At 69.2% G+C, this 15926-nt stretch carries 14 protein-coding genes; 9 read left to right on the top strand and 5 right to left on the bottom strand.

Annotated features, from left to right (window positions below):
* Positions 1-75: 75 nt before the first annotated feature.
* From purE to ACUTR7_RS06815, 4 genes are all read left to right on the top strand, one after another.
* Entirely contained in the window at positions 76-573 is a 498-nt protein-coding gene (gene purE / locus ACUTR7_RS06800) for a 5-(carboxyamino)imidazole ribonucleotide mutase (RefSeq protein WP_012202922.1), read from the top strand.
* On the top strand, positions 570-1733 hold the full coding sequence (locus ACUTR7_RS06805) for a 5-(carboxyamino)imidazole ribonucleotide synthase (protein WP_445608426.1): 1164 nt from the start codon (positions 570-572) through the stop codon (positions 1731-1733). The genes purE and ACUTR7_RS06805 overlap by 4 nt, the downstream gene beginning before the upstream one ends.
* An 11-nt stretch (positions 1734-1744) precedes the next feature.
* Entirely contained in the window at positions 1745-2743 is a 999-nt protein-coding gene (locus ACUTR7_RS06810) for an L-threonylcarbamoyladenylate synthase (protein ID WP_034389903.1), read from the top strand.
* 213 nt (positions 2744-2956) lie between these two features.
* Positions 2957-3646: an NYN domain-containing protein gene (locus ACUTR7_RS06815; protein WP_225971041.1), complete on the top strand. Its 690-nt coding sequence runs from the start codon at positions 2957-2959 to the stop codon at positions 3644-3646.
* Between the two features lie 36 nt (positions 3647-3682).
* Here the strand turns inward: ACUTR7_RS06815 and ACUTR7_RS06820 are convergent, their stop codons facing one another.
* A complete protein-coding gene (locus tag ACUTR7_RS06820) occupies positions 3683-4582 on the bottom strand; it encodes a MurR/RpiR family transcriptional regulator (RefSeq protein WP_445608427.1) in 900 nt (299 codons plus the stop codon).
* A 100-nt stretch (positions 4583-4682) separates the two neighbouring features.
* Between ACUTR7_RS06820 and ACUTR7_RS06825 the strand changes: the two genes are divergently transcribed.
* The 4 genes from ACUTR7_RS06825 to ACUTR7_RS06840 all read left to right on the top strand — a co-directional run bounded on the left by ACUTR7_RS06825 (position 4683) and on the right by ACUTR7_RS06840 (position 9609).
* Positions 4683-6656, top strand: coding sequence for a bifunctional 5-dehydro-2-deoxygluconokinase/5-dehydro-2-deoxyphosphogluconate aldolase (locus ACUTR7_RS06825; protein ID WP_445608428.1), 1974 nt, complete (start codon positions 4683-4685; stop codon positions 6654-6656).
* 62 nt (positions 6657-6718) lie between these two features.
* The gene (gene iolB / locus ACUTR7_RS06830; RefSeq protein ID WP_192367389.1) at positions 6719-7522 is read left to right on the top strand and encodes a 5-deoxy-glucuronate isomerase; all 804 of its coding nucleotides are present in this window, start codon (positions 6719-6721) and stop codon (positions 7520-7522) included.
* A gap of 44 nt (positions 7523-7566) precedes the next feature.
* Positions 7567-8586 (top strand): Bug family tripartite tricarboxylate transporter substrate binding protein, encoded by a 1020-nt coding sequence (locus ACUTR7_RS06835; RefSeq protein WP_012202915.1) that lies wholly within the window; start codon positions 7567-7569, stop codon positions 8584-8586.
* Between the two features lie 42 nt (positions 8587-8628).
* Positions 8629-9609 carry a Bug family tripartite tricarboxylate transporter substrate binding protein gene (locus ACUTR7_RS06840; RefSeq protein ID WP_269197665.1) on the top strand — a complete coding sequence of 327 codons (981 nt, stop codon included), beginning with the start codon at positions 8629-8631 and terminating at the stop codon, positions 9607-9609.
* A gap of 13 nt (positions 9610-9622) precedes the next feature.
* On the opposite strand, the gene ACUTR7_RS06845 is transcribed toward ACUTR7_RS06840, so the two are convergent.
* Entirely contained in the window at positions 9623-10591 is a 969-nt protein-coding gene (locus tag ACUTR7_RS06845) for a LysR family transcriptional regulator (RefSeq protein WP_445608429.1), read from the bottom strand.
* 82 nt (positions 10592-10673) lie between these two features.
* Here ACUTR7_RS06845 and ACUTR7_RS06850 point away from each other — a divergent pair, with 82 nt between their 5' ends.
* Positions 10674-12212 (top strand): CoA-acylating methylmalonate-semialdehyde dehydrogenase, encoded by a 1539-nt coding sequence (locus ACUTR7_RS06850; RefSeq protein WP_034389893.1) that lies wholly within the window; start codon positions 10674-10676, stop codon positions 12210-12212.
* A gap of 63 nt (positions 12213-12275) precedes the next feature.
* Here the strand turns inward: ACUTR7_RS06850 and ACUTR7_RS06855 are convergent, their stop codons facing one another.
* The 3 genes from ACUTR7_RS06855 to dacB all read right to left on the bottom strand — a co-directional run bounded on the left by ACUTR7_RS06855 (position 12276) and on the right by dacB (position 15900).
* Entirely contained in the window at positions 12276-12947 is a 672-nt protein-coding gene (locus tag ACUTR7_RS06855) for an OmpW/AlkL family protein (RefSeq protein WP_013804492.1), read from the bottom strand.
* Positions 12948-12978: 31 nt separating this feature from the next.
* Positions 12979-14112 carry an SGNH/GDSL hydrolase family protein gene (locus ACUTR7_RS06860; RefSeq protein WP_428139249.1) on the bottom strand — a complete coding sequence of 378 codons (1134 nt, stop codon included), beginning with the start codon at positions 14110-14112 and terminating at the stop codon, positions 12979-12981.
* 252 nt (positions 14113-14364) lie between these two features.
* Positions 14365-15900 carry a D-alanyl-D-alanine carboxypeptidase/D-alanyl-D-alanine endopeptidase gene (gene dacB / locus ACUTR7_RS06865; protein ID WP_445608430.1) on the bottom strand — a complete coding sequence of 512 codons (1536 nt, stop codon included), beginning with the start codon at positions 15898-15900 and terminating at the stop codon, positions 14365-14367.
* Positions 15901-15926: the final 26 nt, after the last annotated feature.

Here is a 15926-nt window from a genome sequence, read left to right on the forward strand (position 1 = left end):
ATGGATTACGCGAATTAGGACTAAAAAAGTAAAATCGCGGGTTCCACTAGGCCGGGCCGCAGGCGCCCTCACGACATGAACTCCATCCAGATCGGTGTGGTCATGGGCTCCAGCAGCGACTGGGAGACCATGCAGCACGCAGTTGCCATTCTTCAGCAATTTGGCATCGCCCATGAAGCCCAGGTCGTCTCGGCCCACCGCATGCCCGACGACATGTTCGCCTACGCCGAGGCCGCTGCCGGCCGTGGCCTGAAGGCCATCATCGCGGGTGCGGGGGGCGCTGCCCACCTGCCCGGCATGATTGCCGCCAAGACCGTGGTGCCCGTGCTCGGCGTGCCCGTGGCCAGCCGCCACCTGCAGGGCGTGGACTCGCTGCACTCCATCGTGCAGATGCCCAAGGGCGTGCCCGTGGCCACCTTCGCCATCGGCGCGGCCGGTGCGGCCAATGCGGCCCTCTTCGCTGTGGCCCTGCTGGCCAATGAGGACCCGGCCCTGCGCACCAGGCTCGAAGCCTTCCGCGCCGAGCAGACCGCCGCAGCGCGCGCGATGACGCTTCCCCCGGTGGCCGTATGAGCGCAGATGTGATCCTGCCGGGCGCCACGCTGGGCGTGCTGGGTGGCGGCCAGCTGGGCCGCATGTTCGTGCAATCGGCCCAGGCCATGGGCTATTTCACGGCCGTGCTCGACGCCGACCCGACCAGCCCTGCCGGCCTGGTCAGCCACCACCACATCCGTACCGGCTACGAAGACCCGCAGGGTCTGGCCGAACTGGCGCGCCTGTCGGCCGCCGTCACCACCGAATTCGAGAACGTGCCCGCCGCGGCGCTGAACCTGCTGGCCGCCCAGCGGCCGGTCTCGCCGGCTGGCTCCTCCGTGGCCATTGCCCAGGACCGCGCCCAGGAAAAGGCCCACTTCGTGCGCTGCGGCGTGCCCTGCGCGCCCTACGCGGTGATCGAGACTCCCGCCCAGCTGGCGGCCGTGCACGCCAGCCTGCTGCCCGGCATCCTCAAGACCGCCCGCATGGGCTACGACGGCAAGGGCCAGGTGCGCGTGAAGAACGCCGCCGAGCTGGCCACCGCCTGGGAGCAACTGGGCCGCGTGGCCTGCGTGCTGGAAAAAATGCTGCCGCTGGCCCATGAATGCTCGGTCATCGTGGCGCGCGGCCGTGACGGCTCCATGGTCAACCTGCCCGTGCAACGCAATCTGCACCGCGAAGGCATCCTCTCCGTCACCGAGGTCTACGAAGGCAACCTGCCGCAGGCCCAGGTCGAGCAGGCGCTGGCCGCCGCACGTTCCGTGGCCGATGGCCTGGACTACGTGGGCGTTCTCTGCGTCGAATTCTTCGTGCTGCAGGACGGCATGCTCGTGGTCAACGAGATCGCGCCGCGCCCGCACAACAGCGGCCACTACAGCCAGAACGCCTGCGATGTCTCGCAGTTCGAGCTGCAGGTGCGCTGCATGACCGGCCTGCCGCTGACGCAGCCGCGCCAGCACAGCCCGTCCATCATGCTGAACCTGCTGGGCGACCTGTGGTTCAAGGACGGCGAGCAGGTCAAGGCGCCGGCCTGGGACCAGGTCCTGGCCCTGCCCGGCTGCCACCTGCACCTGTACGGCAAGCACGACGCCAAGCGCGGCCGCAAGATGGGCCACCTGAACGTCACCGGCCCCTCGCCCGAGGCCGTGCGCTCCACCGCCCTGCAGGCCGCTGCCATCCTGGGCATAGAGCCGTTCTGAAGGCCCGCGCGATGATTCTCGATGGAACGCTGGCGGCCTCTGTCCAGGCCGCCGCACAGGCGCTGCAGCGCGGCGAACTGCTGGGCCTGCCCACGGAAACCGTCTACGGCCTCGCGGCCGATGCCGACAACGACGCGGCCGTCGCGCAGATCTTCACCGCCAAGGGCCGGCCGCCCAACCATCCGCTCATCGTGCATGTGGCCGACAGCGGCGCCATTACGCGCTACGCACGCGAAGTGCCGCTGTTCGCGCAGCAGCTGATCGACGCCTTCTGGCCCGGCCCGCTGACCCTGATCCTGCCGCGCCTGCCCCAGGCCGCCCGGGCCTCGACCGGCGGCCAGGACAGCGTGGGCCTGCGCTGCCCGTCACACCCCGTCGCCCATGCCGTGCTGGCCGCCTGCCAGCAACTGCAGCCGCCCGTCTGGGGCGTGTCGGCGCCCAGCGCCAACAAGTTCGGCCGCGTCAGCCCCACCACGGCGGCCCATGTGGCCGGCGAGTTCGGCGACACGCTGCTGGTGCTGGACGGCGGCGCCTGCGAAGTGGGGATTGAATCGACCATCGTGGACTGCACGCGCGGCGTGCCCGTGCTGCTGCGCCCCGGCGCCATCACGCGCGACGACATCGAGCGCGCCTGCGGCCAGCGCCCCCTGTCCAAGGAAGAGCTGCAGGAAAACACGCCACGCGCCTCCGGCACCCTGCTGGCCCACTACGCGCCCAACGCCCAGGTGCGCCTCATGGACGCAAAACAGCTGCAGGCCGGGCTGGACGTGCTGGGCGCCGACGCCAGGAACCTGGCCGTCTACCACCGCACACCGCTGCGCACCGCCTCGCGCGCCGTCACGCTGCGCGCCATGCCCGCCGACGCCGCCGCCACCGCACGCGAGCTGTTCGGCGCCCTGCGCGACTTCGATGAAGTCGGCGCCAGGCTGATCTGGATCGAGACTCCGCCCGACACGCCGGACTGGGAAGGCGTGCGCGACCGGCTGCTGCGCGCGGCGGCTGCGGGATAGAAGAGGCCCCCCGGGACTGCAGTGCCGCATCGGGCATCAACCCGCGCGCCTGTCCAACGGCGTGCGGCGCAGGAACAGGCGCCGTTCCAGGCCTTTGAATGGCAGGAGTTGCTAGAATCGCGCTACACAATCCCTTCGCGGTGTCATTCAGTTGGCTCAGGCTTAGGGCGAAAAGGCCACCGCAAGGTGGTCTTTTCATTGGTGGCTTGGACATTGACCAGAACAACCATCTACATCGACGGCTACAACCTCTACTACTCGCGGCTCAAGGGCACGCCGTACAAGTGGCTGGACATTGCTGCGCTGTTTCGTGATCGCATCCTGCTGCCGCAAGACCCTGGGGCAGAGGTTGTCGCCATCAAGTACTTCACGGCCCCCGTCAAAGCCTCGTACGCCCGGCATGGCGAGGCATCGGTCCAGGCACAGACCCAGTACCTTCGCGCCCTTCAGGCACGAGACCCTGGCCTGATCCAGATCGTCAACGGCTTCCACGTCTTCGAACCCACATCCCTGCCGAGCTACCAAGCGGGCGCCAACCCGAGCAAGAACAACGTGTCGCGCGTCTGGATGATCGAAGAAAAGCAGACCGACGTGAACCTTGCGCTGCACGCCTACCGTGATGCAGTACGTGGCGAATGCGACCAGCTGGTGATCTGCTCCAACGACAGTGACGTGGAACCCGCACTGCGCATGCTGCGCGAGGACGTGCCCGCCGCCAGGCTGGGGCTGGTCATGCCATTGCGCGACAGGACCGCAGCAGACGGCAAAGTGCCCAACAAGCGCTTGACGGCGTTGGCGCACTGGGTTCGCCATCACATCAGGGACGACGAGCTGGCGCAATCGCAGTTGCCGCTGAACGTGCAGACGCGGAAAAAACCAGCCAGCAAGCCTGCGCATTGGTGAACCCCCACAAAGCGGCCCTGGGCGGAACGCTGCCGCCTAGGACCTCTTCACCGAAGGCTCGTATGCCAGCTCCATCCGGTAGGCCAGCGCCAGGAACAGCGACTGCGCCAGGGTCAGCGTGCTGGTCAGCGAGCGAAAGCCGAAAGTGGCTGCGTCCTGGGCCAGCAGGGTGACGGTGGCGCGGGATGCCAGGGGGCTGAGCTGGCTGTCGGTCAGCGCCAGCAGGCGCGCGCCGCGTGCCAGGGCCGCGTCCACCACCTCCAGCGTTTCGGGCGCATAGGGCTCGAAGGAGACGGCCAGCATCACGTCGCCGGGCGCCAGCGCGCGCAGCTCGCCCTTTTGCATGGCGCCCAGGCCGTGCAGCCAGTGCACGGGCTTTTCGGTGTGCTGCAGCGCATAGGCCAGGTAGGCGCCCACGGGGAAGGCGCGGCGCGAGGCGGCCAGCCACAGCGAGGGGGCATCCAGCATGAGATCCACCGCCGCCTCGAACTGCTCGGGCGGCAGGCCGCGCTGCAGGGCCTGCAGGCTTTCGATGCTGCCTTCGATGACCTCGTGCGCCAGGCGCGCGCTGCTGCGTGGCTCGTTGCCCGAGGCGATCAGGCCCCGGATGCGGTCCTGGTAGTCATGCTGGGCCGAGAGCTGGCGCGCCGCATCGGCGCGGAACAGCGCCTGCAGTTCCGAGTACCCCGAGAACCCGAAATGCTTGGCAAAGCGCACCACGGCCGAAGGCTGCACGCCACATTGCTCGGCCGTGGCCTGGATGCCCTCGAAGGCCAGGCGATCGCCCTGCATTTCCACATGGCGGCCGATGGCCTTGAGCTGGCGGCTAAGGGCCTCGAAGCCTTCGCGCAGCACGGTGAGGAAGGCGGCGCGGTCGGCGTAGGGGCCGGCCAGCGAGGGGGCACCTGCATCGCCAAGGGTTTTTCTATTTTTCATATATATGGAAAACTTTTTCTATTTCGATCTATGATCGCATGCACGCAACGATTATGGACAGGCCCGCACGCGGGTGTCCGCAACGCACAGGCCTATGACGATGAGCATGCTGAACTTTCCCTCCGACCGGCCGCTGGACGTGGCCTGCCTGGGCCGACTGGCCGTGGACCTTTACGCGCAGCAGATCGGCTGCAGCCTGGAGGAGGCCGGCAGCTTTGCCAAGTACCTGGGCGGCTCCTCCGGCAACATGGCTTTCGGCACGGCGCGCCTGGGGCTGCGCTCGGCCATGATTTCGCGCGTGGGTGATGAACAAAATGGCCGCTTCCTGGTCGAGACGCTACGCCGCGAGGGCTGCGACACCAGCCAGGTGCAGGTCGATGCCCAGCGCCTGACCGGCATGGTGCTGCTGGGCATCAAGGACCAGGAAACCTTCCCCCTGCTCTTCGCCCGCGAGAACTGCGCCGACATGGCACTGGACGCCGAGGCCATCAGCGAGGCGTTCCTGGCCCGCTGCCGCTGCCTGGCCATCACGGGCACCCACCTGAGCGCGCCCGGCGTGCTGGCCGCCAGCCGCAAGGCACTGGAGATGGCAGGCCGCCACGGCCTGGTGCGCGTGCTGGACATCGACTACCGGCCCGTGCTGTGGGGCCTGGCCTCGCGCGGCGACGGCGAGACACGCTATGTGGCCAGCGCCGAGGTCAGCCGCAGGCTGCAGGCCGAGCTGGGCCAGTTCGAACTCATCATCGGCACCGAGGAGGAATGGCTGATCGCCGGCGGCGTGGAGGGCGACCTGATCGCCAGCCTGCGCCGCGTGCGCGAATGCAGCCGCGCCGTCTTCGTGGTCAAGCGCGGGCCGCTGGGCTGCTCGCTGATCGAGGGCGAGGTGCCCGATGCGATCGCCGATGCGCCCACAGTGCTGGGCGAGCGCGTGGAAGTGCTCAATGTGCTGGGCGCGGGCGATGCCTTTGCCTCGGGCCTGCTGTCCGGGCTGCTGCGCGGCAAGAGCCTGGAGGAATCTGCGGCGATTGCCAACGCCTGCGGCGCCATCGTGGTCTCGCGCCATGGCTGCGCGCCGGCCATGCCCACGCAGGCCGAGCTGGCGCACTGGTTCTCGGGCCACCGCCATCCGCGTCCCGACCAGGACCCCGAGCTGTCCCACCTGCACCGCATCAGCCGCGCGCGGCCGCAGTGGCCCGCGCTGTGCGTGCTGGCCTATGACCACCGCAGCCAGTTCGACGATCTGGCGCGCGAGGCCGGCGCAGCGCCCGCGCGGCTGCGCCCGCTCAAGCGGCTGATCAACGAGGTGGTCGCACAGGTCGAGCGCGATCCGGGCAACGCGGGCCGCATGGGCGTGCTGATCGACGGCCGGCACGACCTGGGCGAGGCCGCGCTGCACGACGCCACGGGACGCGGCTGGTGGATAGGCCGGCCCATCGAGCTGCCGGGCTCGCGCCCGCTGCGCTTTGACGGCACGGACTCGCTGGCGTCCGAGCTGCTGCACTGGCCGCAAAGCCATACCGTCAAATGCCTGGTCTTCTACCACCCCGACGACACACCCGCACTGCGCGCCGAGCAGGATGCCTGGCTGAAGCAGGTATGGACCGCCACGCGCGCCAGCGGCCATGAGCTGCTGCTGGAAGTGATCCCGCCAAAGGACACGCTGGCGCCCGACGACCGGGGCGAGGCCGTGCTGCGCGCCATACGCCACTTCTACGACCTGGGCCTCAAGCCCGAATGGTGGAAGGTCGGCACCATGGCGCGCGAGAACTGGGAGGCGCTGGACGCCCTGGTGAACGAACGCGATCCCTGGTGCCGGGGCGCCGTGATCCTGGGGCTGTCTCAGCCCGTGGAGCAACTGGTGCAGGGCTTTGCCCAGGCGCGGGCGCCCGTGGTCAAGGGTTTCATGATCGGCCGCAGCGTCTGGGCCGGACCCGCGCTGCAGTGGCTGCGCAACGAGCTGGACGACGCCGCGCTGCGCGATGCCGTCGCCGCCAACTTCCGCGCGCTGATCGCGGGCTGGGATGCCAGCCGCGTGGACGCGCGCCAGGACATCACCGAAGGAGCCGCGGCATGAGCCCCCGCCCGGCCGCTCCGAAGGGGGCTCGCACCGCAGCCCGTGAGGGCGAAGGTCTCCCAATGAGCCTTCTCGTCAAGGCCGCGCCCGGCCGCGTCGTCACCGACATCACGCCCGCCAGCGCGGGTTGGAAGCACATCCACTTCAAGGCCCTGAGGCTGCAGGCGGGCGAGGTGGAGGTGCTGTCCACCGGCCCGCTTGAATACTGCATCACCGTGCTCACCGGCCAGGTGGATGTGCAGGTCGGCAGCCAGGCGTTCAGCGCCCTGGGCAGCCGCGCCAGCGTGTTCGAGGAGAGTGCGCCCACGGCCGTCTACGTGCCGCCCGGCCAAAGCCTGCGCATCACGGCGCGCGGCCCGGCCGACGTTGCCTTGAGCGCCGCACCCGCCACGGGCCGCCATGCCACGCGCGTGATTGCGCCCGAAAGCATGCGCCGCAGCGTGCGCGGCCAGGGCAGCAACACGCGCCATGTCTGCGACATCCTGCCCGAGACCGAGGCGGCCGAGTCCCTGCTGGTGGTCGAGGTCATCACGCCCGCAGGCAACTCGTCCAGCTATCCGCCGCACAAGCACGACAGCGCCGACCCCGCCGCACCGGACGCCGAGACCGTGCTGGAGGAGACCTACTTCCACCTGCTCAACCCCAGCCAGGGCTTTGCCTTCCAGCGCGTCTACACCGATGACCGCAGCATCGACGAAGCCATGGCGGTGGAGCACCGCGACACCGTGATGGTGCCGCGCGGCTACCACCCCTGCGTGGCCCCGCACGGCTACGACCTCTACTACCTCAACACCATGGCCGGGCCCGAGCGGCGCTGGGCCTTCCGCAACGACCCCGCGCACGAATGGATGCTGCGGCCGCGCTGAAGCACGGCGCAACAGACACCCATAAAAACCACCGGAGACAACAAATGCTGTTCAACCCAATGGCCCTGCACCGCCAGGCCTGGCTTTCCTGCGCCCTGCTGACGCTGGGCATGGGCACCGCCCAGGCGCAATCCGCACCAGCCCCGTCCTCCCAGAGTGCGCCAGCCTGGCCCACCCAGCCCGTCAAATGGGTGGTGCCCTACGCACCGGGCGGCACCACCGACGTGATCGCGCGCCAGCTGGCCGTGCAGATGGGCAAGGACCTGGGCCAGCCCGTGGTGGTGGACAACCGTCCCGGCGCGGCCAGCATCATCGGCGCCACGCTGATCGCACGCGCCCCGGCCGATGGCTACACGCTGGGCACGGCCGACTCGGGCACGCTGGCCTTCAACCCCGCCATGTATGCGCGCCTGAGCTATGACGCGGGCAAGGACTTCAGCTACATCGGCGGCCTGGGCCGCATGCCGCTGGTGCTGGCCGTGCATCCGTCCTTCCCTGCGAAGAACGTGCAGGAATTCCTGGCGATGGCGCGCAAGGAGCCGGGCGGCATCTCCTCGGCCTCGTCGGGCCCGGGATCGCCGCTGCACGTGGCGCTGGAGCTGTTCAAGCAGCGCACGGGCACCCAGATCCTGCACGTGGCCTACAAGGGCTCGGCCCCGGCGCTGCAGGACCTCATGGCCGGCCAGATCCAGTCCATGTTCGTGGACCTGCCGCCCAGCATCTCGGCCATCCGCGCGGGCAAGCTGCGCGTGCTGGCCGTGGCCACGCCCCAGCGCCTGCCCATCCTGCCCGACGTACCCACCATGGCCGAAGCCGGCGTGCCCGGCTTCGAAGCCTATGCCTGGCAGGGCTTCGTCGGCCCCGCCCACCTGAGCCCCGCGCTCACCGAGCGCCTGAACAAAAGCCTGGCCACCGCCCTGCGCCACCCCGAAACGCGTGCCAAGCTCGAAGAGATCGGCATACAGCCCATGGAGATGACGCCGCAGCAGTTCGCAGGCTTCGTGCGCTCGGAACAGGCGCTGTGGAGCGGCGTGATCAAGGCCGCCAACATCAAAATGGATTGAAGCGCAGACATCGCCACATAACAAAGATCCCGGAGACAAGCCATGACCCTCGCATCCCGCCGCCAATTCATCCACTCGCTGGCCGCCCTGGCCGCAACGCCGGTCCTGCCCGCCATGGCGCAGGCACCGGCCGGCGCCTGGCCCCAGCGCCCCATTGAACTCATCGTGCCCTTTGCCGCTGGCGGCGGCACCGACGTGCTGGCACGCGCGCTGGCCGAGGTGGCGCGCAAGCACCTGCCGCAGGACCTGATCGTGCTCAACCGCGCAGGCGCCAGCGGCGCCGTGGGCTGGACCGAACTGGCCAATGCCCGGCCGGATGGCTACAAGATCGGCATCATCACCGTCGAGCTGACCATGATCCCGCACATGGGGCTGACCAAGATCAGCTCCGACGCCCTGCTGCCCGTGGCCCGCCTGAATGCCGACCCCGCCACCATCGCCGTGCGTGCCGACTCGCCCTATCGCAGCATCGAGGAACTGATCGCCGCCGCGCGCAAGGACGAGGCCGCCGTGCGCATCGGCAATGCCGGCCCGGGCTCGCTGGGCCACCTGGCCGCCGCCGCGCTGCAGGACAAGGTGGGCGTGAAGTTCAACCACGCGCCCTACCGCGGCGCCAACCCCGCCGTGCTCGACCTGCTGGGCGGCCACATCGAGGCCGTGGCCGTCACGCCCGTGGAGGTGGCCACCTATGTGGCGGCCGGCAAGATCCGCCCGCTGGCCATCATGGCCGAGCAGCGCATACAGGCCGGCTGGGAAGCCGTGCCCACGCTCAAGGAGCGCGGCATCGACCTGCTCATCGGCGGCTGGCGCGGCCTGGCCGTGCCCCGCAACACGCCCGACGCCGTGGTTCAGACCCTGCGCAAGGCCATGGCCCTGACCCTCAAGGACCCCGTCCTGCGCGAGACCATGGCCAAGCAGAACATGGGCGAGGGCTACCTGGACCAGCCCGAATTCAAGGCCGTGATCGACCGCGACAACGCGGTGTTCAAGCAGTTGGTGGACAAGCTGGGGATCAAGGCCTGAGGAGCAGCAGCCTTCACCGAATGAACCCCGCCGCAAACGACGCCCGCAGGAACTCCACGAACACTGCCACCGCGCGCGGCACGTGGCTGGCGTAGGGGCGTATCGCGAACAGGTGTTCGCCGAAGGCATCGACGGGCCGCCAGCCGGGCAGCACCTCGCGCAGGTGGCCGGAGGCCAGGCCCGACTGGGCGCTGAAGTCAGGCACCAGGGCGATGCCCAGGCCTGCCATGGCGGCGTCGCGCAGCATTTCGCTGTTGTTGGCGGCAAAGCCGCCGGCCACGGGCACGACGGTGCGTGCGGCGTCTGCACCGGCGTCCGCACCGGCATCGGCATCGGCGGGCACGAAGCTCCAGGCCATGGCGCCCTGGGTGCGCGGGTAGTGCAGGCACTGGTGCGCGGCCAGGTCCTGCGGGGTGGCCGGGGTGCCGTGCGCGGCCAGGTAGTCCGTGCTGGCCACCAGCAGCGAGCGCGTGGGCGCCAGCGCCCAGGCCACATGGGTTTCGGGCGGGGTGGAGGCATGGCGCACGGCGATGTCGAAGCCCTCCATCGCCAGCGAGCGCAGGTGGTCAGACAGGTCCAGCTCCAGCCGGATCTGCGGATGGGCGCGCAGGAAGGCCGGCAGCCGGGGCATGAGCTGCTGGCGCGAGAAGGCCACGGGCGCGGTCACGCGCAGCAGGCCGCGCGGCTCGGCCGCCAGGTCGCGCACGCCCGCAAAGCTGTCGGCGATGTGCTCGAAGGCGCCGCGCGTCTCGTCCACCAGACGCTGGCCCGCTTCGGTCAGGCGCACGCTGCGCGTGGTGCGTGTGACCAGGGCCACGCCGGCCGCGCGCTCCAGTTCGGCCACGCGCTGGCTCATGGCCGCCTTGCTCACGCCCAGGCGCGCGGCGGCCGAGGTGAAGCTGCCTTGCTGCTCCAGCACGACCAGCCAGTGCAGGTGGCTCCACAAGGCCTCGGCCTTGGCATCGGGTTTTTCATTTGCCATGCAGGGATTGTTCAGCAAAATGAACAATCAATTCAAGCGCAGCGCCTAGGCAGGCCGAAAGCGCACTCCTAGACTGGCTGGCATGAACACCGCAAACACCTCCTTCGCTTCCATCGTCCATTACGTCAACGGCCAGCGCACGGCAGGTGCCAGCGGCCGCGAGCAGGACGTGACCAACCCGGCCACCGGCCAGGTCACGGGCCGCGTGGCCCTGGCCTCGCGCGCCGATGTCGATGCCGCCGTGGCGGCCGCCCAGGCGGCCTTCCCCAAGTGGGCCGACACGCCACCGCTGCGCCGGGCGCGCGTGATGTTCCGCTTCCTCGAACTGCTCAACCAGCACAAGGACGAACTGGCCCACGCCATCACGGCCGAGCACGGCAAGGTCTTCACCGATGCGCAGGGCGAGGTCAGCCGCGGCATCGACATCGTGGAGTTCGCCTGCGGCATCCCGCAACTGCTCAAGGGCGATTTCACCGACCAGGTCTCCACCGGCATCGACAACTGGACGCTGCGCCAGCCGCTGGGCGTGGTGGCGGGCGTGACGCCGTTCAACTTCCCCGTGATGGTGCCGATGTGGATGTTCCCGGTGGCCATTGCGGCGGGCAACACCTTCGTGCTCAAGCCCAGTCCCATCGATCCCACGCCCTCGCTGCTGATCGCCGACCTGCTCAAGCAGGCCGGCCTGCCCGACGGCGTGTTCAACGTGGTCCAGGGCGACAAGGAAGCCGTGGATGCGCTGATCGAGCATCCCCAGGTGAAGGCCGTGAGCTTTGTCGGCTCCACGCCGATTGCCAACTACATCTATGAGACGGGCGCCCGCCACGGCAAGCGCGTCCAGGCCCTGGGCGGCGCCAAGAACCACATGGTGGTCATGCCCGACGCCGATATCGAACAGGCCGTGGACGCACTGATCGGCGCCGGCTACGGCTCGGCCGGCGAGCGCTGCATGGCCATCAGCGTGGCCGTGCTGGTGGGCGACGTGGCCGACCAGCTGCTGCCGCGCCTGATCGAGCGCACCAAGGCGCTGAAGGTGCTGGACGGCGAGGACCTGGCTGCGGAAATGGGCCCCATCGTGACGCGCGCCGCGCACGAGCGCATCAGCGGCTACATCGACCTGGGCGTCAAGGAAGGCGCGCAGCTGCTGGTCGATGGCCGGGGCTTCGACGGCAAGGCGGCCGGCGCCGCCACGGGCACCGACACCTCGGGCGGCTTCTGGCTGGGCGGCACGCTGTTCGACCATGTCACGCCCGACATGCGCATCTACAAGGAAGAGATCTTCGGCCCCGTGCTGGCCGTGGTGCGCGCCAAGGACTTCGCCGAGGCCGTGCAGCTGGTCAACGACCATGAGTTCGGCAACGGCGTGGCCTGCTTCACGCGCGACGGCAATGTGGCGCGCGAGTTCGGCCGCCGCATCGAGGTCGGCATGGTCGGCATCAACGTGCCGATTCCCGTTCCCATGGCCTGGCACGGCTTCGGCGGCTGGAAGCGCAGCCTGTTCGGCGACATGCACGCCTACGGCGAGGAAGGCGTGCGCTTCTATACCCGCCAAAAGAGCATCATGCAGCGCTGGCCCGAGAGCACGCCCAAGGGCGCGGAATTCGTGATGCCCACGGCCAAGTAGGCGCAGGCCCGCTCCATGAAAAACCAGCCCGCGGGCTGGTTTTTCTTTGGGGACTGCGACCTGTCAGAAGCGGTATCCGATGCCGATGGCGTAGACGTTCGGGTTCAGCTTGAGCGACACGCTCTGGCCCGAGGACAGGTGTGCCGTGGTCTTCAGGAAGCTCTTGTAGTAGGCCACGTCCAGGAACCAGCGCTCGTTGAAGTTGTAGACGAAGCCGATCTGCGGCGTCAGGCCCCACTTGCTGTCCACCGAGGCCGTGGTGGGGTTGGCCAGCGTGCCGCCGGTCAGGCCGTTGAGGGAGGCCGTGGTGCGCTCGCCGAAGAACTTGGCATAGGTCACGCCCAGGCCCAGGTAGGGGCGGAAGGCGGAGTTGGCCTCGCCGAAGCGGTACTGCGCGAACACGGTGGCGGGCAGCACCTTGGTGCGGCCGAGCTTGCCCGTGCCGGAGATGGCGCCATCGCCCACGAAGTCGTGCTTGAACGGCAGGCCCATGGGCACGTCGATGGCCCAGTTGTTGGTGACCATATAGGTCACGCCGCCCGTGAGCTGGCTGTTGGCCTTCACGTCCACGCGGGTGTCGGGGAAGCTGGGCGTGCTCAGCCAGCCGCTGCTGGTCTGGGGATCGATGCGCGTGGCGCCCAGGCGCACGCTCCAGGTGCCGGCGGACTGGGCGGTGGCGGCCATGCAGGCCGTGGCCATCGCCACGGCGGCGGTGATACGCAGGAATGTCTTCATGGATGTGTCTCCTCGTGCTGCGTGTCTGCTATCACAGCCAGCCGGCGCGGGCCAGGGTGCGGGAGGCCAGCTGGCTCATCTGCTGGTGGCCATAGGGCGTGGGGTGGAAGCTGTCGGCAAAGGCATAGCTCTTCCACCAGTTGGCGCTGGTCTCGCCCACGGGAATGGAGGCGGACAGCGCGGCCTCGGTGCAGGTCGGGAAGCTGTAGGTGGGCAGGCCGTCGGCGCCCACGCCGGTGGCAGGGCAGGCCGCCTTTTTCACGTTGGTGTAGGCGTACTGGGCGGGGTCAGCCATCTGCTGGCGGAACTCGCTGTAGAAGTCGATGATGGCCACGCGGCTCTCGCCCGCGAAGCCGGCCGCGACCTGCTGGTTGAAGGCCTTGACCCAGCCGTCGAACACGGTCTCCAGCTGCGCGGCGGCGGCCGAGCCCTGCTGCTGGGCCACGGACTGCAGCACCAGCTGGAAGCGCGGCGTCAGCGTGATGGCGGGCACGTTGAGGATGGCCACGCGCGTGGCGCCCTTGCCCAGCACATTGGTCTGGATGCTGGAGACAAAGCCCTTGGCCAGGTTCTGCATGTACAGGCCACCGGCCTGGGCCATGCCGGCCTGGCCCTGCTGCAGCAGCGCGCCCAGCGTGGCCGCGTCGATCTTGGTGGACAGCAGCGCCTTGAAGTTGGCGCCCTGGTCCCTGGAGGCGGCCAGGAAGGCGCCGATCACATCGGCCGCGTCATTGGCGCCGCCGTCGATCACCGCCAGGTCATCGGCCGTGAAGCCCGCCGCACCTGCCAGCAGGATCTGCTGCGTGATGGAGATGGGCGCCGTGGGCGCGCTGGTGTAGTTGATGCGGCCGCCGCCCACGGCGTAGTTGTTGCACGAGGTGTTGGGCGTGAAGGCCGTGCCGTTGAAGCGCGGGCACAGGGAGATGTTGTACAGGCCCGCCACGCGCTCGGCCCAGACCTGGTTGGAGCCTGCGCCCGTCAGCGTGGCGTTCTGGACGGTGAACTTGTAGCCGAAGGTGCCGCTGTCGGAGAGGCTGTCGCCCATCACCTTGACGGAAGTGATCTTGGCGCGGGGGGTGGTGTCGGCGCCGCTGCCGCCGCCGCAAGCGACCAGCAGGCCGGCCGTGGCCAGAGCGGCCGCGAGGATTCGATAACGATTTGCCAAGATGGAATCTCCGTGAAGTGTTATGAATAGCACGACCGTGCTTTTTTGCTAAAGCCATCGTAACGACACTTGCGCATTGGCGACACCGGGCAACTACGGATAGAAATCGCACGCCGACAAGGCAATTCGCACGCGGGCGAACAGACGATAAGGATCGCCGCATGGCCCGTAGGTAGGACAACGTCCTTGCTGGAAAAACAATGAAAAAGGGCCTGCGAAAGCAGGCCCTGCACAAGACGCGAAGGCGCCCGATCAGCGGTCGCGCGCCGTCCAGTCCACCAGCGCATCCCAGGCCGCGCGCGCGGCCGGGGCGTTGGTGTGGTTGGCCATGGCCACCAGCACGTAGCGGCGGCCGCTGGCCCCGTCCACATAGCCGGCCAGGGCCGAGGCATCGCGCAGCGTGCCGGTCTTCAGATGCGCCATGCCCTGGGCCCGGCTGAGGCTGCGGCGCAGCGTGCCATCCACGCCGACGATGGGCATGGAGGCCACGAACTCCGGCATCACCGGCGAGGCCCAGGCCTGCTGCAGCATGCGGCCCAGGCCCGAGGCGGTGATGCGCGCCTCGCGGCTCAGGCCCGCGCCGTTGTCGGCCACGGGCTGCTCGGCCGCGCCCCAGCGCGCCTGCCACCACTGGCCCAGGGCCTGGCGCGAGGACTCGAAGCTGGCCACGCCCGTGCGCTGCATACCCATGGTCAGGAACACCTGCTGGGCCATGACGTTGTTGCTGTACTTGTTGATGTCGCGCACCACCTCGGCCAGCGAAGGGGATTCGTTCTGGAATGCTGGCTGCAGCCCGGCCGGCACGCGGCCGTCGTGCACGGTGCCGGTGAGCTTGCCGCCCAGCTCGCGCCACATGCCCTCGATGGCGCGGGCCGCGAAGGCCTCGGGCTGGGCCGGCGCCAGCGACCAGCTCTTGTCGCCGCAGCTGGCCGGGAACGGGCCGGCAAAGGCGATGCGCAGCGGGTCGGCCATGTCCAGCTGCAGCCGGGCGCGCCAGTCGCCGCACTCGCTGCCAGCCGGCGCCAGTGGCACGGTTTCCTGCTGCTGGATGCCGGCCAGCGGCGGGTCGTATTGCAGCCGCGCCACGCCCGCCGCCGCGTCGGGCGTGAAGCCCACGGTCACGGCCTTGTAGTTGACCAGCAGCGCGTCGGGCGCCACGTTGTAGGGGCGCCAGGGTTCGTTGTCGAAGGTGGCCGCGTCATGGCCGCTCACGGAAAACGCGCTGCGGTCCAGCACGATGTCGCCCACGATGACCTTGATGCCCATGCCCTGCAGGCGGCGCAGCATCAGCCACAGCCGCTCCATCACGAGCTTGGGATCGCCCTGCCCCTGGATGTACAGCGGCCCGCGCAGCACGCCGTCCTGCACCGGCCCGCCCAGGAAGACGGGCGTGCGCCAGACATGTGCGGGACCCAGCTGGTCCAGCGCCGCATAGGTGGTGACCAGCTTCATGACCGAGGCGGGGTTCATGGCCACGTGGCTTTGCCAGTCCAGGCGCGGGGCGGCCCGGCCATCGACCTCGACCACCAGGGCCGAGACCGCGTCGCGCGGCAGCTTGGCGCGCGCAAGCGCCGCCTCCACGGCCGGGGGCAGCCGGCTTTCGCGTGCAGTCTTGGTGGACAGCGAGGCCGGCGAGGTGGGCGCATCTGCCTGGGCGCTTGCCACGCCGGGCAGGACAGACGCCACCAGCAGCGCGGCCGCCAGACCCCGGCGTGAACGCGGCGTTCCGAGTGAGAAGGCGGAGGAAATCGAGGAAATAAGGGAAGAAGACGGCGAAAGATGCAACATGGCCGGCAAGTCTACGCCGGTCATTG

The sequence above is a fragment of the Delftia sp. NA_296.1 genome (genome assembly GCF_052692095.1).

Excerpts from the sequence above, each read along its gene's own strand:
- purE (WP_012202922.1), top strand. The coding sequence starts at position 76 with ATGAACTCCATCCAGATCGGTGTGGTCATGGGCTCCAGCAGCGACTGG.
- ACUTR7_RS06805 (WP_445608426.1), top strand. The coding sequence starts at position 570 with ATGAGCGCAGATGTGATCCTGCCGGGCGCCACGCTGGGCGTGCTGGGT.
- ACUTR7_RS06810 (WP_034389903.1), top strand. The coding sequence starts at position 1,745 with ATGATTCTCGATGGAACGCTGGCGGCCTCTGTCCAGGCCGCCGCACAG.
- ACUTR7_RS06820 (WP_445608427.1), bottom strand. The coding sequence starts at position 4,582 with ATGAAAAATAGAAAAACCCTTGGCGATGCAGGTGCCCCCTCGCTGGCC.
- ACUTR7_RS06825 (WP_445608428.1), top strand. The coding sequence starts at position 4,683 with ATGAGCATGCTGAACTTTCCCTCCGACCGGCCGCTGGACGTGGCCTGC.
- iolB (WP_192367389.1), top strand. The coding sequence starts at position 6,719 with ATGAGCCTTCTCGTCAAGGCCGCGCCCGGCCGCGTCGTCACCGACATC.
- ACUTR7_RS06835 (WP_012202915.1), top strand. The coding sequence starts at position 7,567 with ATGCTGTTCAACCCAATGGCCCTGCACCGCCAGGCCTGGCTTTCCTGC.
- ACUTR7_RS06840 (WP_269197665.1), top strand. The coding sequence starts at position 8,629 with ATGACCCTCGCATCCCGCCGCCAATTCATCCACTCGCTGGCCGCCCTG.
- ACUTR7_RS06845 (WP_445608429.1), bottom strand. The coding sequence starts at position 10,591 with ATGGCAAATGAAAAACCCGATGCCAAGGCCGAGGCCTTGTGGAGCCAC.
- ACUTR7_RS06850 (WP_034389893.1), top strand. The coding sequence starts at position 10,674 with ATGAACACCGCAAACACCTCCTTCGCTTCCATCGTCCATTACGTCAAC.
- ACUTR7_RS06855 (WP_013804492.1), bottom strand. The coding sequence starts at position 12,947 with ATGAAGACATTCCTGCGTATCACCGCCGCCGTGGCGATGGCCACGGCC.
- dacB (WP_445608430.1), bottom strand. The coding sequence starts at position 15,900 with ATGTTGCATCTTTCGCCGTCTTCTTCCCTTATTTCCTCGATTTCCTCC.